This is a genomic window from Novosphingobium sp. SG707 (genome assembly GCF_012275515.1).
Classification (GTDB): Bacteria; Pseudomonadota; Alphaproteobacteria; order Sphingomonadales; family Sphingomonadaceae; genus Novosphingobium.
Genome location: NZ_JAAZQL010000002.1, coordinates 482191 through 508116, shown reverse-complemented (window position 1 = coordinate 508116; position 25926 = coordinate 482191). Strand labels below are relative to the sequence as shown.

General features: G+C 63.1%; 26 protein-coding genes. 16 read left to right on the top strand and 10 right to left on the bottom strand.

Annotation, left to right across the window (positions count from 1 at the left end; translation table 11 throughout):
- The first annotated feature begins 215 nt into the window (after positions 1–215).
- The 6 genes from rpiB (at position 216) to FHW92_RS07040 (ending at position 4396) form a co-directional block, all read left to right on the top strand.
- The gene (gene rpiB / locus FHW92_RS07065) at positions 216–653 is read left to right on the top strand and encodes a ribose 5-phosphate isomerase B (protein ID WP_168602545.1); all 438 of its coding nucleotides are present in this window, start codon (positions 216–218) and stop codon (positions 651–653) included.
- Positions 654–674: 21 nt separating this feature from the next.
- Positions 675–1973: a serine hydroxymethyltransferase gene (gene glyA / locus FHW92_RS07060; RefSeq protein WP_168602544.1), complete on the top strand. Its 1299-nt coding sequence runs from the start codon at positions 675–677 to the stop codon at positions 1971–1973.
- Between the two features lie 3 nt (positions 1974–1976).
- Entirely contained in the window at positions 1977–2441 is a 465-nt protein-coding gene (gene nrdR / locus FHW92_RS07055; RefSeq protein WP_168602543.1) for a transcriptional regulator NrdR, read from the top strand.
- A complete protein-coding gene (locus tag FHW92_RS07050; protein ID WP_168602542.1) occupies positions 2438–3211 on the top strand; it encodes an RNA methyltransferase in 774 nt (257 codons plus the stop codon). The genes nrdR and FHW92_RS07050 overlap by 4 nt, the downstream gene beginning before the upstream one ends.
- Positions 3212–3423: 212 nt before the next feature.
- The gene (rpsD, locus tag FHW92_RS07045; RefSeq protein WP_168602541.1) at positions 3424–4035 is read left to right on the top strand and encodes a 30S ribosomal protein S4; all 612 of its coding nucleotides are present in this window, start codon (positions 3424–3426) and stop codon (positions 4033–4035) included.
- Between the two features lie 109 nt (positions 4036–4144).
- A complete protein-coding gene (locus FHW92_RS07040; RefSeq protein ID WP_246869988.1) occupies positions 4145–4396 on the top strand; it encodes a hypothetical protein in 252 nt (83 codons plus the stop codon).
- Positions 4397–4639: 243 nt separating this feature from the next.
- Here the strand turns inward: FHW92_RS07040 and tgt are convergent, their stop codons facing one another.
- Positions 4640–5767, bottom strand: coding sequence for a tRNA guanosine(34) transglycosylase Tgt (tgt, locus tag FHW92_RS07035; RefSeq protein WP_168602540.1), 1128 nt, complete (start codon positions 5765–5767; stop codon positions 4640–4642).
- Between the two features lie 86 nt (positions 5768–5853).
- On the opposite strand from tgt, the gene bla reads away from it, so the two are divergent.
- Positions 5854–6744: a subclass B3 metallo-beta-lactamase gene (bla, locus tag FHW92_RS07030; protein WP_168602539.1), complete on the top strand. Its 891-nt coding sequence runs from the start codon at positions 5854–5856 to the stop codon at positions 6742–6744.
- Between the two features lie 2 nt (positions 6745–6746).
- Positions 6747–7496, top strand: coding sequence for a TSUP family transporter (locus FHW92_RS07025; protein ID WP_168602538.1), 750 nt, complete (start codon positions 6747–6749; stop codon positions 7494–7496).
- A 15-nt stretch (positions 7497–7511) separates the two neighbouring features.
- Here FHW92_RS07025 and FHW92_RS07020 read toward each other — a convergent pair whose 3' ends face one another.
- The 6 genes from FHW92_RS07020 to FHW92_RS06995 form a co-directional block, all read right to left on the bottom strand.
- Positions 7512–7970, bottom strand: coding sequence for a hypothetical protein (locus FHW92_RS07020; protein WP_168602537.1), 459 nt, complete (start codon positions 7968–7970; stop codon positions 7512–7514).
- 101 nt (positions 7971–8071) lie between these two features.
- A complete protein-coding gene (queA, locus tag FHW92_RS07015) occupies positions 8072–9106 on the bottom strand; it encodes a tRNA preQ1(34) S-adenosylmethionine ribosyltransferase-isomerase QueA (protein WP_168602536.1) in 1035 nt (344 codons plus the stop codon).
- A 7-nt stretch (positions 9107–9113) separates the two neighbouring features.
- Positions 9114–9830 (bottom strand): peptidylprolyl isomerase, encoded by a 717-nt coding sequence (locus FHW92_RS07010; RefSeq protein WP_168602535.1) that lies wholly within the window; start codon positions 9828–9830, stop codon positions 9114–9116.
- A 112-nt stretch (positions 9831–9942) separates the two neighbouring features.
- The gene (gene coaD, locus FHW92_RS07005) at positions 9943–10479 is read right to left on the bottom strand and encodes a pantetheine-phosphate adenylyltransferase (protein ID WP_168602534.1); all 537 of its coding nucleotides are present in this window, start codon (positions 10477–10479) and stop codon (positions 9943–9945) included.
- Positions 10480–10551: 72 nt separating this feature from the next.
- Positions 10552–11454, bottom strand: a complete 903-nt coding sequence (locus tag FHW92_RS07000) for a polyprenyl synthetase family protein (protein WP_168602533.1) — start codon at positions 11452–11454, stop codon at positions 10552–10554.
- Between the two features lie 15 nt (positions 11455–11469).
- On the bottom strand, positions 11470–11727 hold the full coding sequence (locus FHW92_RS06995; protein WP_168602532.1) for an exodeoxyribonuclease VII small subunit: 258 nt from the start codon (positions 11725–11727) through the stop codon (positions 11470–11472).
- Positions 11728–11855: 128 nt separating this feature from the next.
- Here FHW92_RS06995 and purL point away from each other — a divergent pair, with 128 nt between their 5' ends.
- A complete protein-coding gene (purL, locus tag FHW92_RS06990) occupies positions 11856–14009 on the top strand; it encodes a phosphoribosylformylglycinamidine synthase subunit PurL (protein ID WP_168602531.1) in 2154 nt (717 codons plus the stop codon).
- 60 nt (positions 14010–14069) lie between these two features.
- Here the strand turns inward: purL and serB are convergent, their stop codons facing one another.
- Positions 14070–14813 (bottom strand): phosphoserine phosphatase SerB, encoded by a 744-nt coding sequence (serB, locus tag FHW92_RS06985; protein WP_349237659.1) that lies wholly within the window; start codon positions 14811–14813, stop codon positions 14070–14072.
- A 121-nt stretch (positions 14814–14934) separates the two neighbouring features.
- On the opposite strand from serB, the gene miaA reads away from it, so the two are divergent.
- The 7 genes from miaA to leuA all read left to right on the top strand — a co-directional run bounded on the left by miaA (position 14935) and on the right by leuA (position 23258).
- On the top strand, positions 14935–15903 hold the full coding sequence (gene miaA / locus FHW92_RS06980) for a tRNA (adenosine(37)-N6)-dimethylallyltransferase MiaA (protein ID WP_168602529.1): 969 nt from the start codon (positions 14935–14937) through the stop codon (positions 15901–15903).
- A gap of 245 nt (positions 15904–16148) precedes the next feature.
- Positions 16149–17891 carry a biosynthetic-type acetolactate synthase large subunit gene (gene ilvB / locus FHW92_RS06975; RefSeq protein ID WP_168602528.1) on the top strand — a complete coding sequence of 581 codons (1743 nt, stop codon included), beginning with the start codon at positions 16149–16151 and terminating at the stop codon, positions 17889–17891.
- A 17-nt stretch (positions 17892–17908) separates the two neighbouring features.
- Positions 17909–18424: an acetolactate synthase small subunit gene (gene ilvN, locus FHW92_RS06970; protein ID WP_168602881.1), complete on the top strand. Its 516-nt coding sequence runs from the start codon at positions 17909–17911 to the stop codon at positions 18422–18424.
- A 122-nt stretch (positions 18425–18546) separates the two neighbouring features.
- Complete coding sequence (ilvC, locus tag FHW92_RS06965) at positions 18547–19566, top strand: ketol-acid reductoisomerase (protein ID WP_168602527.1); 1020 nt, start codon at positions 18547–18549, stop codon at positions 19564–19566.
- Positions 19567–19640: 74 nt separating this feature from the next.
- Positions 19641–20759, top strand: a complete 1119-nt coding sequence (locus tag FHW92_RS06960) for a glycosyltransferase (protein WP_168602526.1) — start codon at positions 19641–19643, stop codon at positions 20757–20759.
- The gene (locus tag FHW92_RS06955; protein ID WP_168602525.1) at positions 20756–21379 is read left to right on the top strand and encodes a TMEM175 family protein; all 624 of its coding nucleotides are present in this window, start codon (positions 20756–20758) and stop codon (positions 21377–21379) included. The genes FHW92_RS06960 and FHW92_RS06955 overlap by 4 nt, the downstream gene beginning before the upstream one ends.
- Positions 21380–21581: 202 nt before the next feature.
- Entirely contained in the window at positions 21582–23258 is a 1677-nt protein-coding gene (leuA, locus tag FHW92_RS06950) for a 2-isopropylmalate synthase (protein WP_168602524.1), read from the top strand.
- A gap of 192 nt (positions 23259–23450) precedes the next feature.
- On the opposite strand, the gene FHW92_RS06945 is transcribed toward leuA, so the two are convergent.
- Together FHW92_RS06945 and pdhA are read right to left on the bottom strand one after the other, a co-directional pair.
- Entirely contained in the window at positions 23451–24797 is a 1347-nt protein-coding gene (locus FHW92_RS06945) for a pyruvate dehydrogenase complex E1 component subunit beta (RefSeq protein WP_168602523.1), read from the bottom strand.
- Position 24798: 1 nt separating this feature from the next.
- A complete protein-coding gene (gene pdhA / locus FHW92_RS06940; protein WP_168602522.1) occupies positions 24799–25863 on the bottom strand; it encodes a pyruvate dehydrogenase (acetyl-transferring) E1 component subunit alpha in 1065 nt (354 codons plus the stop codon).
- Positions 25864–25926: the final 63 nt, after the last annotated feature.

Sequence of the window (25926 nt, the reverse complement as noted above, 5' to 3'; positions counted from 1 at the left end):
TGCGGAAATCTTGATGCAAAAGGGCGCGATTCTATTGGGAATCGCGCCCTTTTGCATTGAAAAGCGATGGATAGCGGCGTCAGACATGCCGCCATGGCGCAAACGGGCCACGGATGTCGCAAAACTGCCGCTTTTGCCCCCCGATGGGGGTGGCCATGGCGCTCTTTGACGCCTAAGGAGCCGCCAAGACGACTCTGCGAGAATGAGCCAGACCCATGAAAATTGCCATCGCATCCGACCATGCCGCCGTCGGCCTCAAGGCCGAACTCGCCCAGTTCCTGCGCGATGAGGGCCATGAGGTTAACGACCTTGGCCCTGCAACCGAGGACCGGGTCGATTATCCCGACTATGGCTACAAGCTGGCCGAGGCGGTGGCATCGGGCGCGGCCGAGTTTGGCGTGGCCCTGTGCGGCAGCGGCATCGGCATTTCCATTGCCGTAAACCGCCACCCCGCGCTGCGCTGCGCGCTGGTGGGCGAACCGCTCTCGGCCGCGCTGGCCCGCGAGCACAACAATGCCAATGCCATCGCCATGGGCGCGCGCCTGACCGGCGTCGATATGGCCAAGGCCTGCCTCACCGCATTCCTGAGCGCGCAATTCGGCGGCGGCCGCCACACCGGCCGCGTCGAAAAGCTGACCAACCCCACCTTCTGATCCCCAAAAGGACAAGCCACCATGACCGACATTCGCCCCGACGATTTCTTCACCGGCACGCTGTCTGATCGCGATCCCGTGATCGCTGGCTGGATCAACAAGGAACTGGGTCGTCAGCAGGACAAGATCGAGCTGATCGCGTCGGAAAACATCTGCTCGACCGCCGTGCTTGAGGCCGCCGGTTCGATCCTGACCAACAAGTATGCCGAGGGCTATCCGGGCCGTCGCTACTATGGCGGCTGCGAATATGTGGATGAGATCGAGCAGATCGCCATCGATCGCGCCAAGGAATTGTTCGGCGCCGCTTTCGCCAATGTTCAGCCCAATTCGGGCAGCCAGATGAACCAGGCCGTGTTCCTCGCGCTGTTGACGCCGGGCGACACGTTCATGGGTCTGGACCTGAACTCGGGCGGCCACCTCACCCATGGTTCGCCGGTGAACATGAGCGGCAAGTGGTTCAACGTGGTGCCCTATGGCGTGCGCGAGGACAACCAGCTCATCGACATGGACGAGGTTGCCCGCATCGCCCGCGAGTGCAAGCCCAAGCTGATCGTCTGCGGCGGCACGGCCTATTCGCGTGAATGGGACTGGGCCGGTTTCCGCGCGATTGCCGATGAAGTAGGCGCCTACCTGCTGGCCGACATGAGCCACATTTCGGGTCTGGTCGCGGGCGGCGCGCATCCCTCGCCGGTGCCTTTCGCCCATGTGACCACGACCACCACGCATAAGAGCCTGCGCGGCCCGCGTTCGGGCATCATCCTGTCGAACGACGAGGCGATTGCCAAGAAGCTGAACTCGGCGATCTTCCCCGGCCTTCAGGGCGGCCCGCTGATGCACATCATCGCGGCCAAGGCGGTTGCTTTTGGTGAGGCGCTCCAGCCTTCGTTCAAGGCCTATGCGGCCCAGATCAAGGCGAATGCCAAGGCGCTGGCCGACAGCCTTCAAGCCGAAGGTCTGGGCATCGTGTCGGGCGGCACCGACAACCACCTGATGCTGGTCGATCTGCGCCCCTATGGCGCCAAGGGCAAGCATGCGGAAAAGGCGCTCGACCGCGCCAGCATCACCTGCAACAAGAACTCGATCCCCTTCGACGACGAAAAGCCCCTGCTGACCAGCGGCATCCGTCTGGGTACGCCCGCCGGGACCACGCGTGGTTTCCGTGAGGAAGAGTTCACGCAGATCGGCAAGTGGATCGCGCAAGTGGTTGACGGCCTTCGCAAGAATGGCCCCGAAGGCGATGCGCAGGTCGAAGCCCGCGTGGCCGCCGAAGTCGCCGAAATGTGCGCCCGCTTCCCGATCTATCCCAAGCTGGGCTACTGATCCTTGCGCTGTCCGTTCTGCGCCTGTGACAATACGCAGGTGAAAGATTCGCGCCCGACGGAGGACAACACGTCCATCCGTCGGCGCCGACAATGCGAAGGCTGCGGTGCGCGTTTCACCACGTTTGAACGGGTGCAACTGCGCGAAATCACCGTGGTAAAAAGCAACGACCAGCGCGAACCGTTCGACCGTTCAAAGATCGAGCAATCCGTCGCGCTGGCCTGCCGCAAGCGCGGCATTGCACAGGAACGGCTGGACCAGCTCGTTTCGGGCATCCAGCGCCAGATCGAGACGCTGGGCGACAGCGAAGTGCCGTCCAAGGCGATTGGCGAAATGGTGATGGAAGGACTGCGCGCATTGGACAGCGTGGCCTATATTCGCTTTGCCAGCGTCTATCGCGACTTTTCCGAGGCGCGCGATTTCGAGGAATTTGCCGGCAACGTGCGCGACGCGGGGCATAAGAAATGAAACCTGTTATCGTCCTCGTCCGCCCGCAACTGGGCGAGAATATCGGCAAGGCGGCGCGCGCCATGCTCAATTTTGGTCTGGTCGAAATGCGGCTGGTCAGCCCTCGCGATGGCTGGCCCAACCCCAGCGCAGGCCCGGCCGCAGCAGGTGCCGACATCGTGCTGGAACAGGCCAAGGTGTTCGAGACGCTGGCGGAGGCGGTGGCCGATTGCCCGCATGTCTATGCCACCACGGTGCGCAAGCGCGGCGTGACAAAGCCAGTGCTGACACCTGAGGCCGCCACGCGCGAAATCCACGCTCAGCCGGGGCGCAGCGCGATCATCTTTGGCCCCGAACGTTCGGGTCTGGAAACCGACGATGTGGCACTGGCCCGCGCGATTATCACCGTGCCGATCAATCCCGAATTCGGCTCGCTCAATCTGGCGCAGGCGGTGATCCTGTGCGCCTATGAGTGGTCGAAGGGTGTCGCGCTGGAGCAGCCCCCGGTCGAGGAAATCCTGCCCCCTGCCCCGCAGGAAGAGCTGGAGGGGCTGATCAATCATCTCGACAGCCTGCTGATCCCACGCGGCTATTATTTCCCCGAGGCGCGGGCCGATGCCACGCGGCGCACGCTGCGCACCATGCTGACCAAACCGGCGTGGAACCATCTGGAAGTGCGCACGATGCGCGGGGTTCTCTCCGCGTTGATGCGCCAGCCCGGCGTGCCGCCGCCGCCGCGCGTGAAGCCCGCTCCTAAACCGAAAGACGAATCCGGCAACACGGGGGATTGACAAAACCCGTCATTCCCGCCAAGGGCGCCCTTTCACAAGGATGGCGCCCACCCGGCGCCATATTCCATTGGCCCTGCATGTCCGGTGAAGCAGTGGCCGCCTGATGCTCAAATCGCATCAGGGTGCGCGCCGGAACCTGTCGATCATCACGGTCGGCAACAGAAGGCACGAGGCATTCCGCCCTGCGCCATGAAGCAAATGTAAGGAAGACTATGTCGAAGCGTCACGCCTCGAAGTACAAGATTGACCGCCGCCTTGGCGAAAACATCTGGGGCCGTCCCAAGTCGTCGGTGAACCGCCGTTCGTATGGCCCCGGCCAGCACGGTCAGCGCCGCAAGAGCAAGATCTCGGACTTCGGTATCCAGCTGCGCGCCAAGCAGAAGCTCAAGGGCTACTATGGCGACATCACCGAAAAGCAGTTCAAGCGCACCTATCAGGAAGCGTCGCGCATGAAGGGCGATACCGGTCAGAACCTGATCGGTCTGCTCGAACAGCGTCTGGACGCGGTGGTCTATCGCTCGAAGTTCGCCCCCACCATCTTCTCTGCCCGTCAGGTCGTTTCGCATGGTCACATCTATGTGAACGGCGTGAAGTGCAACATCGCCTCGCGTCGCGTTCGCCCCGGCGACGTGATCAGCCTCGGCAAGAAGGCCAAGGAAATGGCCCTCATCGCTGAAGCCCAGGCCCTGCCCGAGCGCGAAGTGCCCGATTATGTGTCGCAGGACGCCGACAAGGTGACCTTCGTGCGCGTTCCGACGCTCGACGAAGTGCCCTATCCGGTGAAGATGGAACCGAATCTGGTCGTCGAATTCTATTCGCGCTAATTCGCGTTTCCTCGCGGAACAGACAGGGGGTGGAGAGCTTCGGCTTTCCGCCCTTTTTCTTTTTTGTAACAGAGGTTTTCCGGCACGTTTCTGTCATCAGATCGTCGCCTTGGTCCGTCATCTCACCGCGATCAACGGAACCAACGCGAACCAGAATCGTATCATCGCCATGAACAAGCTCTATCGTTATGTCACCGCCCACCGCGTGGGCAAATGGTACCCCGACCTCGTCACCGCACAGCGCTTTGCCTTCAAGATCGGCGCTGGCTTCATGGCGGAGAAAAGCGGGCAGTTTTCCAGCTATATGGGAACCCGGCTGGAAGTGCTGCTGCCTGATGGGCGGGTTTTGGTGACGGCCTGAAGACCGGAAACAGGCCTCTGGCGGGCAAAGGGTGTTACACCCTTTGCAATCCCATGAGTGGAGGCCGGCTCGCAGCTAAGCGCTGATCGAGATGATTTGACTGCCTGCGGCGCGTTGAAGTTGCGCTAAAGGCGCCGCAGGCTTTAATTCCCTAAGGTCGCGCCCGACACCCTCTGGCCGAACCCGGCACACAACGCAGACACTAACGGGAGCGCGAGGGACGAGTCCCTCGCATCACCTTCGTTACTTCCCGGCAAAATACCTTGCCCGAAACCCTGCGGCAAAAGCGGCAAACCGCCCCTCGGCAATCGCGGCGCGCATCCCCGCCATCAATTGCTGATAAAACGCGAGATTATGCTCGGTCATCAGCATGGCGCCCAGAATCTCTCCCGCCTTGTTCAGGTGGTGCAGATAGGCCCGGCTGTAGGTGGCGCAGACCGAGCAGGTGCAATCCTCGTCAATCGGCCCGGTATCCTCGGCATGTTTCGCGTTGCGGATGTTCAGCGGCCCGCTCCACGTAAACGCCTGCCCATTGCGGCCGGAGCGGCTGGGCAGCACGCAGTCGAACATATCGACACCGCGCTCGACCGCGCCCACCAGATCGTCGGGCTTGCCCACGCCCATCAGGTATCGCGGCTTGTCCTCGGGCAATTGGCTCGGCGCAAAGTCCAGCGTGGCGAACATCGCCTCCTGCCCCTCGCCCACGGCCAGCCCGCCGATGGCATAGCCGTCAAAGCCGATCTCCTGCAATTTGCCCGCCGAAATCGAGCGCAGATCCTCGTTGAGCCCGCCCTGCTGGATGCCGAACAGGGCCGAGCGCGCGGCATGTTCCTCACCCGAATCGAAGCCCTCGCGGCTGCGCTTCGCCCAGCGCATCGACATCAGCATCGAGCGCTCGATCACATCCTTGGGCTGATCGGCGCGGGGGCATTCATCGAAAGCCATCACGATATCGCTGCCCAGCAGGCGTTGGATTTCCATGCTGCGCTCGGGCGTCAGATTGTGGCGGCTGCCGTCGATATGGCTGGCAAAGGTCACGCCCTCCTCGGTGATCTTGCGCAGATCCGACAGGCTCATCACCTGATAGCCGCCGCTGTCGGTCAGGATCGGGCGGTCCCAGTTCATGAACTTGTGCAGCCCCCCCAGCCGCGCCACACGCTCGGCGCCGGGGCGCAGCATCAGGTGATAGGTGTTGCCCAGAATGATGTCGGCACCGATCGAGCGCACCGTCTCGGGCTTCATCGCCTTGACCGTGGCCGCCGTGCCCACCGGCATGAAGGCGGGCGTGCGGATTTCGCCGCGCTGCATCTGGATGGTGCCGGTGCGCGCCTTGCCGTCGCGCGCGTGGATGTTGAATTGAAAACGGGTCATGGGCCCGCGCCTTACGCGGAAATGCGATAGGCTGCAATTGGCCCGCAAACTGGACGCGGGCGCGGCTCGCCGCTAGCGTGGCGGACATGAAAAAAGCCGCCCTGCTCCTCGCCCTTCTGGCCTCCCCCGTTCTGGCTGCTGACGATCCGCTGACCCGCCCGATCACCACCAGCTATACCGACCGCTGGATGCAGCCGCGCGCGCCGATCCCCATCTATGGCAAGACATGGATGGCAGGTTCGGTCCATCTCAACACGGCGGTGATCGACACAGGCGCGGGGCTGGTGGTGATCGACGCAGGCCTGCCGCAATTCGAGCCGCAGTTGAAGGCCCAGATCCGCAGCCTTGGCCACAAGCCCTCGGATGTGCGCTATATCCTCGTCACCGAGGCGCATTTCGACCATGCAGGTGGCGTGGCGGCTTTGGCACGCGATACAGGCGCGACCGTGATCGCCAGCCCCTATACGGTGGCCGCGCTGCGTAAAGGACAGACCGGGGTGGAAGACCCGCAGAACGGCGATCTCCAACCCTTTCCCGCGCCCAAGCGCCTGCGCGCGGTCCCCGACGGGGGCCAGATCAAATTGGGCGATACCGTCATCACCGCCCGCTTCACCCCCGGCCACACCGCCGGATCGACCAGCTGGACCTGGCAAACCTGCGCGCCCAAAACCGGATGCCGCGCCATGGTCTTCATGGCCAGCCTGAGCGCCACGGCGGCCGATACCTATCGCTTTTCGGCGCCCGAACATGCCGCCGTCGTCGCCTCTTTCCGCCAGTCCTTCGCCAAGGCCAGAGCCTTCCCCTGCGATTACCTGATCACCGGCCATCCCGAACACAGCCTGACCGATGATAAAGTGGCCGCCGCGATGCGCGCGCCCGGCAGCGTCAGTTGGGAGGACAAGGGGGCCTGCGCCGCGACCGTGGCCCGGTTCGAGGACCGCTTGAACACCACCCTCGCCCGCGAGGCGGCCAAGTGACGATGGATGTGATGTATCCCGCATTGACCGGCGTTGCGGCGGTGGCGGGTTTTGTCGATGCGGTGGCGGGGGGCGGCGGGCTGATCACCGTGCCCGCGCTGATCTACGCGGGCCTGCCCCCGGCGATGGTGCTGGGCACGAACAAGCTGCAATCCTGCAGCGGCACGGCGCTGGCCACATGGCGTTATCACCGGGCGGGTCTTTTCCGGCTGCGGCCCAATCTCGCGGCGGTCGCCTTCGTGCTGGTGGGTGCGGCGCTGGGCGCTTGGGCGGTGCAGCGGATCAACCCCGCCGTGCTCAAGCTGCTGGTGCCGGTGCTGCTGATCGCCATGGCGGCCTATACGCTGCTCAGCCCCAAGATGCATGACCATGAGGGCGAGGCAAAGATCGACGAGAAGACCTATCTGCCCGTGGCTGGTGGGATCGGTTTCTATGACGGTTTCTTTGGCCCCGGCACAGGTCAGTTCTTTGCCATCACCCTGGTTTCCCTGCGCGGCTTTGGCCTGACGCGGGCGACAGGCCTGACCAAATTGTTCAACCTGACCAGCAATCTGGCCTCGCTGACGGTGTTTGCGCTGGGGGGGCAGATCATGGTGGGGCTGGGCCTGTGCATGGCGCTTGGTTCGATGACCGGGGCATGGGCGGGCTCGCATATGGCCACTAGGCTGGGCGCGAAATTCATCCGCCCGCTGCTGGTGACGGTCAGCCTGTCGCTGACCGTCAAGCTGGTCTGGGGCTGGTTCGCGGGATGAACCAGCCCGAGGATTTTACTGCTGGATCAGGCGGATGAAATCCTGCTGATTGATCTGCGAGACATAGCTGCGCACAATGCCGCTGGCCACGCCCGGTGTCGCCGAGAGTTCGCGAATGGCAAAGCGCCAGAACGCAGCGCCCGCCGCGCGAAACATCTGCGCGCTGCCCTGCTTGGCCAAAGGCTTGGCCACATCATAGCAATCCGTCACCACCAGCCGGGTGAAGATCTTGGCCACATCCTTGTCGAGCGCCGCCTTTTTCTCGGCATCGACCGTGACCACGCCCGCCGCCGGGGCCGAGGAAGCGATCTCGACCGCCACCCATTTGGACAGGGCCGCCTTATCCTCGGCGGTGGCCTTGGTGGTCACGCATTCGGCCAGCTTCTGCGAGCCCTCATCCACCGCCGGCGCCTGCGCCAGAGCGGGCGCGGCGACCATGGCCAACAGGCTTGCGATCCCAAGTGTCTTTTTCATATCGGCCATTCCTATCCATCCTGACTTTTCGATCCTCGCCGAAACTGGCCGAGCACCCGCCCCAAGGCAAGCCGCAATTCAGCCCCCCGGTTCGGCCCGTGTCAGCCTTGCGGCAAAAGCAGGCTGGAATCGCCGTAGGAATAGAAACGATAGCCCGTGGCGATGGCATGGGCATAGACCGCCTGCATCCGGTCCAGCCCCATCAGCGCGGACACCAGCATGAAGAGCGTGGATTTGGGCAGGTGGAAATTGGTCATCAGCCCGTCAATCGCGCGGAAACGATAGCCCGGCGTAATGAAGATCGAGGTATCGCCGCTGAAAGGCCGGATCACCCCATCCTCTCCGCAAGCCGATTCGAGCAGGCGCAGCGAGGTTGTCCCCACCGCGATGACCCGGCCCCCGGCGCGGCGGGCGGCATTCAGCCGTTCGGCGGCCTCGGGGCTGATCGTGCCCCATTCGGCATGCATCTGGTGGTCGGTGGTGTCATCGGCCTTGACCGGCAGGAACGTGCCAGCACCGACATGGAGCGTGAGAAATTCGCGCGCGATGCCAGCGGCTTCGAGGCCCGCGATCAGTTCGGGCGTGAAATGCAGCGCTGCCGTGGGCGCGGCCACCGCGCCGTCCTTTTGCGCAAACATCGTCTGATAATCGCGCTTGTCGGCCTCGTCGGTAGGCCGCTTGCCTGCGATATAGGGCGGCAGAGGCATTCGACCGGCGCGCTCCAGCAGAACCTCGACCGGCTCATCCCCATGGAAGGCCAGTGTCCAACTGCCATCCTCATGGCGGGCCTCGGCCGTGGCGGCAACCTCGGCCGGAAAGGCGATCACATCGCCCTCGCGCAGCCGCTTGCCATTGCGGACAAAGGCCTGCCAGCGGCGCAGGTCGATGCGTTTGTGCAGCGTCGCGCCGATACGCGCCTCGCCCCGCTGGCCCTCAAGCTGGGCCGGGATCACCCGCGTGTCGTTGAACACCAGCACATCGCCCGCGCGCAGCAATTGCGGCAGGTCGCGCACCTGATGCTCACCAAAATCGCCGGTGGGGCCAGCCAGCAGCATACGCGCCGAATCGCGCGGAGACACGGGCCTCAGCGCGATATTTTCGGGCGGCAGGGCAAAATCAAACAGATCGACGCGCAAAACAGCCTCAGTTCGAACGCGAGTTGTTCAACTGGTCGATGCTGATCTTGGGCGCAGCCGTCGGCGCGGCGATCACCGGGCGCGGCTTGTTGTCCGATGCAATCGATGCCTGCAGGATCTTGGTCGGATTGCTGGGCGGTTCGCCGCGCACGATGGCATCGACAATATCCATGCCCGCAATTACGCGGCCAAAGTTCGTATATCGCTTGTCTAGCGCAAAGCGCGGATAAAACACGATAAAGAACTGGCTGTTGGCGGTGTCCGGCTCATTGGTGCGCGCCATCGACACCGAGCCGCGCACATGCGGGATCGAATTGAATTCGGCCTTGAGGTCCGGCAGCTTCGATCCGCCCGCGCCCGTGCCCGTCGGGTCGCCCGTCTGGGCCATAAAGCCTTCGATCACGCGGTGAAAGATGATGCCGTCATAAAAACCCTGACGGGTCAGCGTCTTAATGCGTTCCACATGGGTGGGCGCCCATTTCGGCATCAGGCGGATGGCTACGCGGCCGCCATTCGACAGATCGAGCAGCAGCACATTGTCGGGATCATGCGAGATATCCTGATCGACCTTGGCCGACAGGTTGTTCGCCGGAAGCGCCGCTTCGGCCTTCAGATTGGCCAGCTTGGGCGTCTTGTCATGATGGCGGGCGCAGGCCCCGGTGGACAGCATCGCAGCGCCCAGCAACACAGCAAGCGCGGTTTTGGCGAAATCAGGACGTTTCATGCGGCTCTCTTGCAAGTATGGCACCCAAGGCCCGGCTTGGGACCAATTGCGGCGGCGATAGACCGCCAAGGCTGTCGTGGCAATGAACCAGTCACCGAAAATTCGGCACGGTTCATCCATCGTCTCCCATTCGCCCGACTTTATCAATACGCGCCATGACATCGGCGCGCACGGCGGGGCTGACGAATTTGGCGATTTCGCCACCGAACAGCGCGATTTCCTTGACCAGTTTGCTGGCTATGGGCTGTAAAGACACATCGGCCATCAGGAACACCGTCTCGATCCCGGCGTTCAACTGCTGGTTCATGCCAGCCATCTGATATTCATATTCGAAATCGGCCACCGCGCGCAGGCCGCGCAGGATAACGCTGGCCCCCTGCCTCTCGGCAAATTTCATCAGCAGCGCATTGAAGCCCACCACGCTGACATTATCCAGGCCCATATCCGCCACTTCGCGCGTGACCATGGCCATCCGCTCTTCGGGGGCGAACAACGGGTTTTTCGAGGGATTGGTGGTCACGCCGATAATCAGCCGATCCACCAGCTTCGCCCCGCGCCGGATAATATCGGCATGACCCAGCGTGATCGGATCGAACGTGCCGGGATAGACGCCGACCCGCTCGGTGACGCCGTGAAGTATATTTGCCATGCCTGACCCCTGCGCTCCCCCGGCCTAAGATTGCCTTATGCGTAAAGCCGGAGAAGCAACCGGTCCAGCCTATTAACGATCACGCTCAACGATAAAGCGGGCCAGCGCGCGCAGCAGGTCGGCCTCGGGGCCATGACTTGCCAGATGGGCAATGGCCTGATCGATCAGCAGCCGCGCCTGTTCGCGCGCCCGCTCGGCGCCCAGCAGCGAGACGAAGGTTTCCTTGCCCGCTTCGGCATCCTTGCGCAAAGCCTTGCCCGCCAGCGCCGCATCGCCTTCGTGATCCAGCAGATCGTCCACGATCTGGAACGCCAGGCCGATATCACGGGCATAGGCGCGCAGATGGCGACGACCTTCCGGCGGAACCTTGCCCAGAATTGCGCCCAGTTCGACCGCCGCGCCCAGCAAGGCGCCCGTCTTGAGCTGCTGCAGGCGGGTCACGGTCGCCAGATCGAAACTGGCGGTTTCGGCGGCAATATCCATCATCTGGCCGCCCGCCATGCCGTTGTGGCCGCTGGCCGTGGCCAGCGTCGTCACCAGTTCAACCCGCACAAAGGGATCGCCGCTGGTGGCCACATCGGCCAGCAGTTCAAAGGCAAAACATTGCAGCGCATCGCCCGCCAGCACCGCCGTGGCCTCGTCAAAGGCCAGATGCAGCGTCGGCTTGCCATGGCGCAGCGCGTCATTGTCCATACATGGCAAATCATCGTGGATCAGCGAATAGACATGAACCGATTCGATGGCCGCCCCCACACGCACCGCCGCATTCCGGTCCACCCCGTACATTTCGGCCACCGCCGCCACCAGCAAGGGCCGCACCCGCTTGCCCCCGCCGATCACGGCATAGCGCATCGCCTCGAACAGGCGGGCGCGCGGATCCTCGGGAACCGGCAGCAACGAATCGAAAGCAGCGTCAATATCGGCCTGGATGCTTTTCAGCCCCTGAGCCAACAGATTATCGGTCACAACAGCCATGGCTTGCCCCTTCCCTTATTGTTCGTCGAGCGGGCGCAGACCGGCGGGCGCGCCATCGGGCCCGGCCACGATGCGCTCGATGCGCGCCTGCGCCGAATCCAGTCGGGCCTGACAGGCCTTGCGCAGCGATTCGCCCCGTTCATACAAAGTGATTGATTCATCAAGCGGCACTTCGCCGCCCTCCAGCCGCCGCACGACATCTTCCAATGCGCGCAGGGCATCCTCGAAACTAAGACCGGAAAGCTCGGGCGAACTTGCAATTTCTTGGCTCATGCACATTGCCATGGCCCCAATTGCCCGGCCCGGTCAAGGCTCCCCCAAGGGCATCGTGCAACTATACACGTTCATGAGCGACCGATACGCTCTGGAAATCTGCCTGCCATGGCGCTAAGGGCGCGGCCATGACAAACGCCGCCAGCACGATCACCCCCGAAGTTGTCGCCGCCCACGGGCTTAGCCCGGAGGAATATGACAAGGTTCTCCACGCGCTCGGGCGCGAGCCGAACCTTGTCGAACTGGGCATTTTCTCGGTCATGTGGTCGGAGCATTGCTCGTACAAGTCGAGCCGCCTGCACCTCAAGAAGCTGCCGACCGAGGCGCCTTGGGTCATCTGCGGCCCCGGCGAAAATGCTGGCGTGATCGACATTGGCGATGGTCAGGCCGCCATCTTCAAGATGGAATCGCACAACCACCCCTCGTATATCGAACCCTATCAGGGCGCCGCGACCGGCGTTGGCGGCATTCTGCGCGACGTGTTCACCATGGGCGCGCGCCCGGTGGCCAATATGAACGCGCTGCGTTTCGGCCGCCCCGATCACCCCAAGATGAAGCATCTCGTGCAGGGCGTGGTTGCGGGCATCGGCGGTTATGGCAATTGCGTGGGCGTGCCCACCGTGGGCGGCGAGACCAATTTCCACAAGGCTTATGACGGCAACGTTCTTGTGAACGCCATGACCGTTGGCGTGGCCGACACGGACAAGATCTTCTATTCCGCCGCCACGGGCGTGGGCAACCCCATCGTCTATGTGGGTTCCAAGACCGGCCGCGACGGCATCCATGGCGCCACCATGGCCAGCGCTGATTTTGGCGACGACATCGAGGAGAAGCGCCCGACCGTGCAGGTTGGCGATCCTTTCGTCGAAAAGCTGCTGATCGAAGCCTGCCTCGAACTGATGGCCACCGACGCCATCGTCGCCATTCAGGACATGGGCGCTGCGGGCCTGACCTCCTCCTCGGTGGAAATGGCCACCAATGGCAAGGCCGGCATCATCCTCAACATGGACAAGGTGCCCTGCCGCGAAACCGGCATGACGCCCTATGAAATGATGCTCTCGGAAAGCCAGGAGCGCATGCTCATGGTGCTGAAGCCCGGCAAGGAGCCGATGGCCGAAGCGATCTTCAAGAAGTGGGAACTCGACTTTGCCGTGATCGGTGAAGTGACCGATACCGGCCATATGGTGCTGACCTTCAAGGGCGAGGAAGTTTGCAACATCCCGCTCGGCCCCCTGGCCGAGGATGCCCCGCTCTATGATCGCCCCTCCACGCCCACGCCCAAGCCCGCGCCTTTGGGCGATGTGGCCGAAAGCGCCGACATTGGCGCGGATCTGCTCAAGCTGATCGGCTGCCCCGATCTGGCCTCGCGCAAGTGGATTTTCGAGCAATACGATTCGCAGGTCGGCGGCGACACGCTGCAAAAGAGCGGCGGCGATGCGGCCGTGGTGCGCGTGCATGGCACCGACAAGGCGCTGGCCATCAGCACCGACTGCACCCCGCGCTATTGCTTCGTCGATCCCTATGAGGGCGGCAAGCAGGCCGTGGCCGAAACGTGGCGCAATATCTGCGCGGTGGGCGCAACGCCGCTGGCGATCACCAACTGCCTCAACTTCGCCAACCCGCAGCGCCCGGAAATCATGGGCCAGATCGTGGGCTGCCTCGAAGGCATGGGCGATGCCTGCCGCGCGCTGGACTATCCCATCGTGTCGGGCAACGTTTCGCTCTACAACGAATCGAAGGCCACCGGCGGCGGTTCGGCCATCCTGCCCACGCCCGCGATCGGCGGCGTCGGCCTGATGCTGAACCACGAAAAGATGGCCACCGTGAAGTTCAAGAAGGCGGGCGATGCGATCTGGCTGATCGGGCCGGAAGGCTCGCATCTTGGTCAGTCGATCTGGCTGCGCGAAACCACCGGGCGCGAGGAAGGCCCCGCACCTGTGGTCGACCTCGACCTCGAACGCCGCAATGGTGAAACCGTGCGCCAGTTGATCGCCGATGGCGTGGCCACCGCCGTGCATGACGTTTCGGATGGCGGCCTGCTGGTGGCGATTGCCGAAATGGCGATGGCGGGCGGCATTGGCGCGCGACTCGACGTGACGTTCGACACTGCGCAGGCCTTTGGTGAGGACCAGTCGCGCTATGTCGTGACCACGGCGGGTGATGTTGTGCTCGAAGGCGCGGTGCGTCTGGGCACTGTTGGCGGCGCGGATGTGGCCGGCGTGCTGGTGTCGGATCTGAAGAAGGCCCATGAGGCGTTCTTTAAGGATTGGATGGAGGGCTGAGTTTAGCCTCCGGCGGGCAAAGGGTCTTGGACCCTTTGCCCGCCGGAGGCCCCCCCCCTTTTACTGAACCCAATCACTCTCCGCCACGCCCAGCAAGCGCAACACCGCCGTCAGATCCCCACGATCCACCCAGCCATTGGCCGCAGCGCGGGCCTTGGGCTTGGCTTCAAACGCCACACCATAAGCCGCCGCTTCGATCATCGGGATGTCATTGGCGCCATCGCCGGTGGCCAGAGCCACGGCCCCCTCGCCCAGCGCCGCCATTTCCTCGATCAGCGTCGCCTTCTTGGTGCCGCTGTCGCAGATCGGGCCATCAAGCCCGCCGGTCAGCCGCCCATCGGCCACAGCGAGGCGGTTGGCCACCACGCGCTCAAAACCAAGCTGCTCGGCCACCGGATCGGCAAACTGATGGAAGCCACCCGTCACCAGCACGGTGCGACACCCCTTTGCCTTGAGCGTTTCAACCAGCACCTTGGCGCCCTTCATCGGGGCGATGCGCTGATCGAGGCAATCGGCAATCGCCTGCGCGGGCAAGTCCTTGAGCAGTCCGACCCGCTCGGTCAGCGCCTGGGCAAAGTCCAGTTCGCCGCGCATGGCACGCTCGGTGATATCGGCGACGCGGTCCTTGATCCCGGCGAAATCGGCCAGTTCATCGATGCATTCCGCCGAAATCATCGTCGAATCCATGTCCGAGATGAAGAGTTTGGGAATGCGGATTTTATGATCCGCGATCAACGCGTCCGAGACGCCCACATGGGTGTCGATGGCCCCGCGCAGATCCTCCAGCGCCACGCCTTCGACAATGACTTCCCACACATTGCCGGGCAGTTCGCGCGCATCGGCCGAGGCCTCGCCCTCGCTCAAAGCCTCGAGCAACGTATCAATCCTTGCCGACAGGTCCCCGCAATCTGCTAATACGCGCGCAATGAGCACCGAAATATCCCTTCATTCCTCGACAGGCCCGTCAGCCCGCCCTTTGGTCGGCCTCATTGCAGGCCCGACCGCCAGCGGCAAGAGCGATATTGCCATGGGCCTTGCGCGCGCGCTGGAAAGTTCCGGGCGGCGGGCCGTCATCATCAACGCCGACAGTGCGCAGCTTTATGTTGACCTGCCGGTCCTCTCTGCCGCCCCCTCGGCGCAGGAGCAGGCGGAAATCCCCCACCGCCTCTATGGCGCATGGGATGGGGCGCAAAGCTGCTCGGCCGCCGATTGGGCGGCGCGGGCGCGCGAGGAGATCGCGGCCGCCCATAATGCCGGGATCACGCCGATCCTTGTCGGCGGCACCGGGCTTTATCTGCGCACGCTGCTCTATGGCATCGCGCCCGTGCCCGAAATCGCGCCCGAAGTGCGCGAGGCGGTGCGCGCCATGCCTGTGAGCGAGGCGCATGAGGAACTGAGCCGCCTTGACCCCGAACGGGCAGCCACCTTGCACGCCAACGACACCACCCGCGTCCATCGCGCGCTGGAGGTGGTCCGCTCAACCGGCCAGACGCTGGCCCATTGGCAGCAAAGGCTCGAGGGCGGGATTGGCGAAACGATCCGGCTGGCCCCGCTGATCCTGCTGCCCGACCGCGACTGGCTTTATGAACGCTGCGACCGGCGCTTTGGGCTGATGGTAGAGCAAGGCGCGCTGGCCGAGGTCGAGGCGCTGGTTGCGCGCGGGCTGGACCCGGCGCTGCCGGTGATGCGGGCCATCGGGGTTTCCTCGCTGGCGGCGCATCTGCGTGGAGACATGTCGCTGGACGAAGCGATCACCGATGGCGCGCAGGCCACGCGCCAATATGCCAAGCGCCAATATACCTGGTTTCGCCACCAGCCGCCGGCCGACTGGCCACGCGCAGGCGAAACAAATGTCGCCCTAAAAACCCATTTTGATATTTTATTTCACGATTAATCCTTGACGAGACATTTTGCATCACCTAGAGCCCGAGCCGTCATCGATAGACAGGCGTGGAAGCGCCTGTGTGCCGGTGGGGCATGAATGGGCAGACAGCCGCAAAATGGCTGAATTTCGGGGTTTTGCACCATTTCCCCTCTTGCGCAGCAGGCCAAGCTTGGCCATGGCCGCGCGATTGTCGTGAGCACGCACCCCATACGGGGCCGGTGGCCGCAAACATTGTGATAGAAGGATGTATTCCCGTGAGCCAAGAGCTGAGCGGTGCGAAAATTCTGGTTGAAAGCCTTGCCCGTCAGGGGGTCGAATGCGTATTCGGCTATCCGGGCGGCGCGGTGCTGCCGATCTATGACGCGTTGTTTAACGATGCACGCATGCGCCACATCCTTGTCCGCCACGAAGCGGGCGCGGCCCATGCCGCCGAAGGCTATGCGCGCTCCACCGGCAAGCCCGGCGTGGTGCTGGTCACGTCCGGCCCCGGCGCAACCAATGCCGTCACCGGCATTGCCGACGCCTTCCTCGATTCGATCCCGATGGTGGTCATCACGGGTCAGGTCGGTACGCCGCTGATCGGTTCGGACGCGTTTCAGGAAGCCGACACCGTTGGCATCACGCGCCACTGCTGCAAGCACAATTATCTGGTCAAGGATCCCGCCGATCTGGCCAAGGTGATCGACGAGGCGTTCCAGATCGCCACGACGGGCCGCCCCGGTCCGGTCGTGATCGACATTCCCAAGGACGTGCAGATCGCCACCGCCCATTTCCCCGAAGGCCCGGTCCAGCGCCGCAACCGCTATCAGCCGCGCATGGCGGGCAGCGAAAGCGAGATCACGCAGGCGGTTGAACTGCTGGCCAATGCCAAGGCGCCGGTGCTGTATACCGGCGGCGGCGTGATCAACTCAGGCCCCCGCGCCTCTGAATTGCTGCGCCAGCTTCAGGCGCTGACGGGCGCGCCGGTCACGTCTACGCTGATGGGTCTGGGCGCATTCCCGGCCGGGCATGACGACTGGCTGGGGATGTTGGGCATGCATGGCACGTATGAGGCCAACTGGGCGATGAATCAGGCCGACCTGATCCTGTGCATCGGCGCGCGCTGGGATGACCGCGTGACGGGCCGTCTGGACGCCTTTGCGCCCAATTCGACCAAGATCCACATCGACATCGACCGCTCCAGCATCAACAAGATCATCCGCGTCGATCTGCCCATCGTGGGCGATTGCGCGACCGTTCTGGGCCAGATGGTCGAGGCTTGGGGCAATCGCAAGCCGCAGGATCTGACCGCGTGGAAGGAGCGCGTGAAAGGCTGGAAGGCGAAGAAGAGCCTGTCCTATCCGCGCTATAACAGCACCATCGCACCGCAATATGCGATCGAGCGCCTGTTCGAGCTGACCAAGGACCGCGATCCCGTCATCAGCACCGAGGTCGGCCAGCATCAGATGTGGGCGGCCCAGTATTTCCACTTCTTCGGCCCCAACAAGTGGCTGACGAGCGGGGGCCTTGGCACGATGGGCTATGGCCTGCCCGCCGCCATCGGCGCGCAGCTTGGCAATCCCGACAGTCTGGTGATCGACATTGCCGGTGACGCCTCGATCCAGATGAACATTCAGGAACTGGGCACCGCGACGCAATATCGCCTGCCGGTCAAGGTGTTCATCTTGAATAACGAATGGATGGGCATGGTCCGCCAGTGGCAGGAGCTGACCTATGAAAGCCGTTATTCGAACAGCTATTCGGACTCGCTGCCCGATTTCGTGAAGCTGGCCGAAGCCTATGGCTGGAAGGGCATCCGCATCCAGAACGAATCCGAACTGGACGCCGGCATTCAGGCGATGATCGACCATCCGGGTCCGGTGATCGTGGACTGCTGTGTTCACAAGGAAACCAACTGCTTCCCGATGATCCCTTCGGGCGCGGCGCATACCGACATGATCCTCTATGGCGACAATGTGGCCGGGATCATCGACGATGAAGCCAAGGCGCTGGTGTAAGGAGGGCGAGAGAGATGATGAAGATCAAGCACGCCGCCGAGGAACGCCATGTCCTGATGCTGGTGGTCGACAACGAGGCGGGCATTCTGGCCAAGATCGCGGGCCTGTTCACCGCGCGCGGCTATAATATCGACAGCCTGACCGTGTCGGAAATCACCGAGGATCATTCGACCAGCCGCATCACCATCGTGACGCATGGCCCGCCCGATGTGATCGACCAGATCCATGCCCAGCTTGACCGCCTTGTGCCCGTTCACAAGGTGATCGATCTGACCGAGGAAGGCCCCTATGTCGAGCGCGAACTGGCGCTGGTCAAGGTGGTCGGCAAGGGCGAGAACCGGGTCGAGGCGCTGCGCCTTGCCGATGTGTTTCGCGCGCGGCCCGTGGACACCACCACGCAGAGCTTCATTTTCGAGCTGACCGGCACGCCCGACAAGATCGACATGTTCGTCAGCCTGATGAACGAGCTGGGCCTTGTCGAAACCGCCCGTACGGGTGTGGTGGGCATGGTTCGCGGAACCCGGAAATCCTGAACTTGACCGGGGCGGCAGTCTGATGCAGATGCCGCGCCAAATCTGAAACCCGCCACCGACAGGTGGCACCTGTCCAGCCCCTTTGGAAGCGCCATGCGCGGGGGCATGCAAGGGGAATTGCTGTGAAGGTCTATTACGACGCCGACGCCGATCTGAACCTGATCGTCAACAAGAAGATCGCCATCCTCGGCTATGGTTCGCAGGGCCACGCCCATGCGCAGAACCTGCGCGATTCGGGCGTGAAGGAAGTGGCCATCGCGCTGCGTCCCGGTTCGGCCTCGGCCGCCAAGGCGGAAGGCGCCGGCTTCAAGGTTCTCTCGAACGCCGATGCCGCCGCTTGGGCCGACGTTCTCATGATCCTGGCTCCCGACGAGCATCAGGCCGCGATCTATGCTGCCGACCTGCACGCCAACCTGAAGCCGGGCGCTGCTCTGGCTTTCGCGCATGGCCTGAACGTTCACTTCGGCCTGATCGAACCGCGCGCTGACATCGACGTCATCATGATCGCCCCCAAGGGCCCGGGTCACACCGTGCGCGGCGAATATGTGAAGGGCGGCGGCGTGCCCTGCCTCGTTGCCATCCACCAGAACGTGACCGGCAATGCCCATGACATCGCTCTGGCCTATGCTTCGGGCGTTGGCGGCGGCCGCAGCGGCATCATCGAAACCAACTTCCGCGAAGAATGCGAAACCGACCTGTTCGGCGAGCAGGCTGTGCTTTGCGGCGGCGCCACCGCGCTGGTTCAGGCCGGTTTCGAAACGCTGGTCGAAGCCGGTTATGCGCCGGAAATGGCCTATTTCGAATGCCTTCACGAGCTGAAGCTGATCGTCGACCTGATGTATGAAGGCGGCATCGCCAACATGCGCTACTCGATCTCGAACACCGCCGAATATGGCGACATCGTGACCGGCCCGCGCATCATCACCGACGAAACCAAGAAGGAAATGAAGCGCGTTCTGGAAGATATCCAGTCGGGCCGCTTCGTGAAGAACTTCGTTCTCGACAACCGCGCCGGTCAGCCCGAACTGAAGGCTTCGCGCATCGCCGCCAAGCGTCACCCGATCGAGGAAACCGGCGCCAAGCTGCGCGCCATGATGCCCTGGATCGGCGCCAACAAGCTGGTTGACCAGACCAAGAACTAAGCGTTCTTTCCTGATCGCACAGAAGCGCGCCCGGCAGTCTTGCCCGGCGCGTTTTCTTGTTTATGGCTGGCGCGATGATGATGCTCGCCGACCATATCCTGATCTGTTTCCACGATTTCAACCGGGGCGGCACAGAGCGTATTGCCCTTGGCATGGCGCGACGCTGGATCGATCTGGGGCGGCGAGTGACGATCCTGTGCGGCGCGCGCATGGGCGGGTTGGAGGATACGGTCGATCCGCGCATCGAGGTGGTCGAACTTGACCCACCGCTGCCGCGCAGCCTGACCTCACGCCTGCGACTCGGGCCAGCGATGGCGCCCTATGTCGAGCGCCTGAAGCCCGATGTGATCTTCCTGCCGGGCAATTTCCATTTCCCGCTGATCCCGGCTTTGGCCAAAGTACGTGGTGCCGCCGCGCTGGTGGCCAAGATTTCCAATCCCGCCGTGCCCAAAGGCATCGTGGCGGGGCCGGTGCGCTGGCTCTTGCGCCGCTTTGCTCGCAATCTGGACGGGTTTGCCGCGATGAACACCGGGCTTGAGGCAGAGATCCGCGCCATCGCGCCATGGGTCAATGTCTCGACGCTGTATGATCCGGTCTTTCTGGCCGATAAGCCCGCCCCGCATCGCCCCACCGGGGATCGGCTGGAGATCCTGTGGGCGGGTCGGTTTGAGCCACAGAAGGACGCGCCCCTTGCGCTGAAAACCATCGCCGCGCTGAACCGGATCGCGCCAGCCCGCCTGACCATGCTGGGCGACGGCTATCTGCGCCCGCGCATGGAGAAGCTGGCCGCGCGCATGGGTATTGGCGATACGGTGCGTTTCATGGGCCATGTCCCGGCCATCGACCCCTTTCTGGCCGAGGCGGATGCACTGTTCGTCTCCAGCACTTTTGAGGGCGGCCCCGCCGTGGCGGTCGAGGCGCTGGCCCATGGCGTGCCGGTGGTTTCGACCGATTGCTCGCATTTCCTGCGCGACATCATGGCCATTCCCGAGGCAGGCATGATCGTGCCCTGTCGCAAACCCGATCCGCTGGCCCATGGCCTGCTGACGGTGGCGCGCACGCCCCGCCCCTCGCCTGCGCTGCTGCGCCCGTTGATCGCCCATCTGGCGGCCGAGCCATGTGCGGACGCCTATCTGGCGTGGTTCGACCGGGTGGTGCATGATCGCAATTCCGCCATGGGGGGCACGGCATGAGCAAGAACGACGATTCCTTTGAAACGCGCGGCAGCATCAGCCGGGTGGAGGCCTTTTCCGACGGCGTGCTGGCCATCATCATCACCATTATGGTGCTGGAACTGCACGCGCCCAAGGAAGAAGGCTGGCAACCCCTGCTCCAGCTCTGGCCGGTGTTCCTCGCTTATCTTGTCAGCTTTGCCTATGTAGCGATCTACTGGGTGAACCATCACCGCCTGCTGGCGCATGCCACGCGCGTCACCAACCGGCTGGTGTGGAACAATATGGGGCTGCTCTTCGTCCTTTCGCTGGTGCCCTTTGCCACCGCTTATCTGGGCGAACACCATTTCAACCGTGACGCCACGATGCTCTATCTGGCCGTCATGCTGGCGCCGGCGATCTGTTATGTGCCGTTGCAGGCCGATGTGCGGCGCCATGGCCATCGCACCCCCGCCGCCGAGGCCTATTACCGCACCAGCACGCGTAAGGGGCTGGTTTCGGCCATTCTCTATATTGGCGGGCTTGGTCTTGCGCTGTGGGAACCATGGGCCGGCATCGGCTGCGCCGGGGCGGTGGCGGTGCTGTGGTTTCTGCCCGCAGGGCCGATCGACCGCCTGTTCGAGGCCTGCGGCGCGGAGTGAACGGTTTCGCATGGTGGGCCAATCAACACTTTACTTCGCGCCCTTCTGAGGTCATAGGCAAAGGCATGACCATCCATCTGGACCTTACCCTGCGACTTATCCGCCCTTGGGCGTGAGCTGGCGTGCCGGTTGAGCGCGCGCGGCGCTCAAGGGAGCAAGCATCTAGCCTCAAGTCGCACATCCAGCCTTACGAGATCCTGTCATGTCCATGCTGAAAGACCCTTCGGTCAAGTATCGTCCGTTTCCGCAGATCAACATCCCCGATCGCACCTGGCCGTCCAAGGTGATCGAGAAAGCCCCCCGCTGGCTCTCGACCGACCTGCGCGACGGCAACCAGAGCCTGATCGACCCGATGGGCGCGGAAAAGAAGAACCGCTTCTTCGACCTGCTGGTCAAGGTGGGCCTCAAGGAAATCGAGGTCGGCTTCCCCAGCGCGGGCGCGACCGAATATGATTTCATCCGCGGCCTCGTCGATCAGGGCCGCGTGCCCGAGGACGTGCTGATTCAGGTGCTGACGCAGGCGCGCGAGGATCTGATCAAGACCAGCTTCGAATCGCTGGCGGGCATCCATTCGGCCATCGTCCATGTTTACAACGCCGTTTCGCCGCTGTGGCGCAATGTCGTGTTCGGCATGGAAAAGCCGCAGGTGCGCGCCATTGCCGAAAATGCCGCCAAGCTGCTGCGCGACAATGCCGCGCGTTTCCCGCAGACCAAGTGGCAGTTTGAATATTCGCCCGAAACCTTCTCCACCGCCGAGCTGGATTTCAGCATCGAGTGCTGCGAGGCGGTGATGAACATTCTCCAGCCTACGCCGGAGAACCCGATCATCCTCAACCTGCCCGCGACGGTCGAATGCGCGACGCCCAATGTTTACGCCGACCAGATCGAGTATTTCTGCCGCAACCTGCCCAATCGCGAAAGCGCGGTGATCAGCCTGCACACGCATAATGATCGCGGCACGGGCGTGGCGGCGGCCGAACTGGGCCTGATGGCGGGCGCGGATCGCGTCGAGGGCTGTCTGTTCGGCAATGGCGAGCGCACGGGCAATTGCTGCCTGGTGACCGTGGCGATGAACATGTACACGCAGGGCGTTTCGCCGGGTCTGGATTTTTCGGACATTGACGAGGTGATCCAGACGGTCGAATATTGCAATCAACTGCCCGTGCCCGAGCGCCATCCCTATGGCGGCGAACTGGTGTTTACCGCCTTTTCCGGCAGCCATCAGGACGCGATCAAGAAGGGCTTTGCCGCACAGGAAAAGCGCAATGACCAGCTCTGGGCGGTGCCCTATCTGCCCATCGATCCGGCGGATCTGGGCCGCAGCTATGAAGCCGTCATCCGCGTCAATTCGCAGAGCGGCAAGGGCGGCTTTGCCTGGGTGTTGGAGCAGGATCAGGGGCTGAAGCTGCCCAAGAAGATGCAGGCGCATTTCAGCCGCCATGTTCAGGAACTGGCTGATCAACTGGGCCGCGAACTGGTGGCCAGCGACATCTGGGATGTGTTCCAGCGTGTCTATTACGTCAACGATCCGCAGCACCTGCAACTGGTCGATTACGAGGAAGCGCGCGCGCCCGACGGCACCCGCGTGTTCGCCGGCAAAATCGGCGTCGATGGTCAGGAACGCAGCGTCTCCGGGCGCGGCAATGGCCTGATCTCCTCGGTCGTCGCCACGCTGGCCGAGCATTTCGGGGTGGCGATTTCGGTGAAGGATTATTCCGAACATGCCCTCTCGGCCGGTTCGGAAGCCAAGGCTGCGGCCTATATCGAGGCTGTTGGTCCCGATGGCCAGACCGTCTGGGGCGTTGGTCTCGACAATGACATCGCCACCGCCTCGGTACGCGCAGTGCTGAGCGCGGCCAATGCGCTGAAGCCTGCCTGACGGATCACGGCATCAGTAGAAAATGGAAAGGCCGGGGAGCGATCCTCGGCCTTTCTGTTTGCGTCCGTTACGCCTCTCAGCGCGTCATGCTGGACGGGTTTGGGCCTGCAGCCTGGAATGGCCATCGCCCAACAAAAAGGGCGCCCCTTGCCTTGCGACAGGGGGCGCCCAATTCCTTAGCCGAAGCTCTGCTTAGCGATAGCAGACCTTCTTGACCGCCTCGATGATGCGCGGCGTGTTGATCAGCGCAGCCTTTTCGAGGTTCGCCGCATAGGGCAGCGGAACGTCTTCATTGCACACGCGAACAACCGGCGCGTCGAGATAGTCGAAGCCATCTTCCATCGCGATGGCCGCGATTTCCGAAGCGATCGAGCAGGTCGGCCAGCCTTCTTCCGCCACGACAAGGCGGTTGGTCTTGGCCAGCGAGGCCAGCACCGTTTCCTTGTCGAGCGGACGCAGCGTGCGCAGATCGATGACTTCGGCATCAATGCCTTCGGCGGCCAGCGCTTCGGCGGCCTCAAGGGCCAGACCCACGCCGATCGAATAGGACACGATGGTCACGTCCTTGCCCTCACGCATGATGCGGGCCTTGCCGATGGGCAGAACGTGGTCGTCCAGTTCGGGCAGTTCGAAAGAACGGCCATAGATCAGCTCGTTTTCCAGGAACACGACCGGATCTTCGCTGCGGATAGCCGCCTTGAGCAGGCCCTTGGCGTCCGAGGCGTCATAAGGCGCGATCACGATCAGACCCGGCACGTTGGCATACCACGGACCATAGTTCTGCGAGTGTTGGGCGCCCACGCGGCTGGCCGCACCGTTCGGGCCACGGAACACCACCGGGCAACGCATCTGGCCGCCCGACATATAGTTGGTCTTGGCCGCCGAGTTGATGATGTGGTCAATCGCCTGCATGGCGAAGTTGAACGTCATGAACTCGATCACCGGGCGCAGACCGCCCATCGCCGCGCCTGTACCGATACCGGCAAAGCCATATTCGGTGATCGGTGTGTCGATGACGCGCTTCGGCCCGAATTCGGCCAGCAGGCCCTGGGTCACCTTATAGGCGCCCTGATATTCGGCCACTTCTTCGCCCATGACAAACACGCGCGGATCGCGGCGCATTTCCTCGGCCATGGCGTCACGCAGCGCGTCACGCACGGTCGAGGTCTTCATGTTGGTGCCATGCGGGATGACCGGGTCGGCCGGACGGGGCGCGGCCACCGGCGCGGGGGCCGAGGTAGCCGCCGCCGGAGCGGCCGGAGCAGCAACGGAAGCCGAAGCGGCAGGCGCCGCCTCACCTTCGCCGCCGATCAGCGCGATGACCGTGCCGACCTTCACGCCTTCGGTGCCTTCCGCGATCAGGATCGAACCGATGGTGCCTTCGTCCACCGCTTCGAATTCCATCGTCGCCTTGTCGGTTTCGATTTCGGCCAGAATGTCGCCGGAACGCACTTCATCGCCAACCTTGACCAGCCATTTGGCCAGCTTGCCCTCTTCCATGGTGGGCGAGAGAGCGGGCATCTTGAGTTCAATCGCCATCTCAGTAAGTCTCCACCAGAACGTCGGTATAAAGCTCGTTCATCGCCGGTTCGGGCGAATTTTCGGCAAAATCGGCCGCTTCGGTGCAGATGGCGCGGATGCGCTTTTCGATTTCCTTGAGCTTGTCCTCAGGAATGCCGCGATCCAGCAGGTCCTTCTTGGCCGCCTCGATCGGGTCGCGGTGGTCGCGCACTTCGTTGACTTCCTCGCGGCTGCGATACTTGGCCGGGTCGGACATCGAGTGGCCGCGATAGCGATAGGTGTTGAGCTCCATCAGCACCGGACCATTGCCCGCGCGGACATGCTCAACCGCCAGATTGGCCGCGCTGCGCACTTCCAGAACGTCCATGCCGTTCACGTCCATGCCGGGGATGCGGAAAGCCGCGCCGCGACGATGGAAATGCGTTTCGGCCGACGAACGGTTGACCGCCGTGCCCATCGCATACTGGTTGTTTTCAACAACGAAGATGATCGGCAGATTCCAGAGAGCCGCCATATTGAAGCTCTCGTAAACCTGACCCTGGTTGGCCGCGCCATCGCCGAAATAGGCAACGCACAGGCCATTGTCCTCGTTATACTGATGCGCAAAGGCCAGACCCGCGCCCAGCGACACCTGCGCGCCCACGATGCCGTGGCCGCCGTAGAACTTGTGGCTGGTCGAGAACATGTGCATCGAACCGCCCTTGCCGCGGCTGATACCAGCCTCGCGCCCGGTCAGTTCGGCCATGATCACCTTGGGATCGATGCCATAAGCCAACATGTGGCCGTGGTCGCGATAGCCGGTGATCACGCTGTCGTGGCCTTCTTTCAGCGCCGACTGGATGCCGACGGCCACTGCTTCCTGACCGATGTAGAGGTGGCAGAAGCCGCCGATCAGGCCGAGGCCATACAATTGACCCGCACGTTCCTCGAATCGGCGGATGAGCACCATCTGCTCATAGAAATGCAGCAATTCCTCATCGCTGGCGGCATAGCGCCGATTGGCCTCATAGGCGGCCTGAAGTGCATTGAGGGAGTTATCGGCTGCGGCAGGTGCCGCATTCTGGATTTTGCCGGTTCTGGCCAAGACGCTTCCCCTGAAGGTCGTTATGTTCAGCCTTGCCTATAGGAGTTAGACTCCATCCAGCAA

Excerpts from the sequence above, each read along its gene's own strand:
- FHW92_RS07050 (WP_168602542.1), top strand. The coding sequence starts at position 2,438 with ATGAAACCTGTTATCGTCCTCGTCCGCCCGCAACTGGGCGAGAATATC.
- FHW92_RS07010 (WP_168602535.1), bottom strand. The coding sequence starts at position 9,830 with ATGAAACGTCCTGATTTCGCCAAAACCGCGCTTGCTGTGTTGCTGGGC.
- leuA (WP_168602524.1), top strand. The coding sequence starts at position 21,582 with ATGTCCATGCTGAAAGACCCTTCGGTCAAGTATCGTCCGTTTCCGCAG.
- FHW92_RS06995 (WP_168602532.1), bottom strand. The coding sequence starts at position 11,727 with ATGAGCCAAGAAATTGCAAGTTCGCCCGAGCTTTCCGGTCTTAGTTTC.
- rpiB (WP_168602545.1), top strand. The coding sequence starts at position 216 with ATGAAAATTGCCATCGCATCCGACCATGCCGCCGTCGGCCTCAAGGCC.
- FHW92_RS06955 (WP_168602525.1), top strand. The coding sequence starts at position 20,756 with ATGAGCAAGAACGACGATTCCTTTGAAACGCGCGGCAGCATCAGCCGG.
- glyA (WP_168602544.1), top strand. The coding sequence starts at position 675 with ATGACCGACATTCGCCCCGACGATTTCTTCACCGGCACGCTGTCTGAT.
- FHW92_RS07025 (WP_168602538.1), top strand. The coding sequence starts at position 6,747 with ATGGATGTGATGTATCCCGCATTGACCGGCGTTGCGGCGGTGGCGGGT.
- coaD (WP_168602534.1), bottom strand. The coding sequence starts at position 10,479 with ATGGCAAATATACTTCACGGCGTCACCGAGCGGGTCGGCGTCTATCCC.
- miaA (WP_168602529.1), top strand. The coding sequence starts at position 14,935 with ATGAGCACCGAAATATCCCTTCATTCCTCGACAGGCCCGTCAGCCCGC.
- bla (WP_168602539.1), top strand. The coding sequence starts at position 5,854 with ATGAAAAAAGCCGCCCTGCTCCTCGCCCTTCTGGCCTCCCCCGTTCTG.
- purL (WP_168602531.1), top strand. The coding sequence starts at position 11,856 with ATGACAAACGCCGCCAGCACGATCACCCCCGAAGTTGTCGCCGCCCAC.
- FHW92_RS07000 (WP_168602533.1), bottom strand. The coding sequence starts at position 11,454 with ATGGCTGTTGTGACCGATAATCTGTTGGCTCAGGGGCTGAAAAGCATC.
- rpsD (WP_168602541.1), top strand. The coding sequence starts at position 3,424 with ATGTCGAAGCGTCACGCCTCGAAGTACAAGATTGACCGCCGCCTTGGC.
- tgt (WP_168602540.1), bottom strand. The coding sequence starts at position 5,767 with ATGACCCGTTTTCAATTCAACATCCACGCGCGCGACGGCAAGGCGCGC.
- FHW92_RS06960 (WP_168602526.1), top strand. The coding sequence starts at position 19,641 with ATGATGATGCTCGCCGACCATATCCTGATCTGTTTCCACGATTTCAAC.
- FHW92_RS06945 (WP_168602523.1), bottom strand. The coding sequence starts at position 24,797 with ATGGCGATTGAACTCAAGATGCCCGCTCTCTCGCCCACCATGGAAGAG.
- FHW92_RS07020 (WP_168602537.1), bottom strand. The coding sequence starts at position 7,970 with ATGAAAAAGACACTTGGGATCGCAAGCCTGTTGGCCATGGTCGCCGCG.
- ilvN (WP_168602881.1), top strand. The coding sequence starts at position 17,909 with ATGAAGATCAAGCACGCCGCCGAGGAACGCCATGTCCTGATGCTGGTG.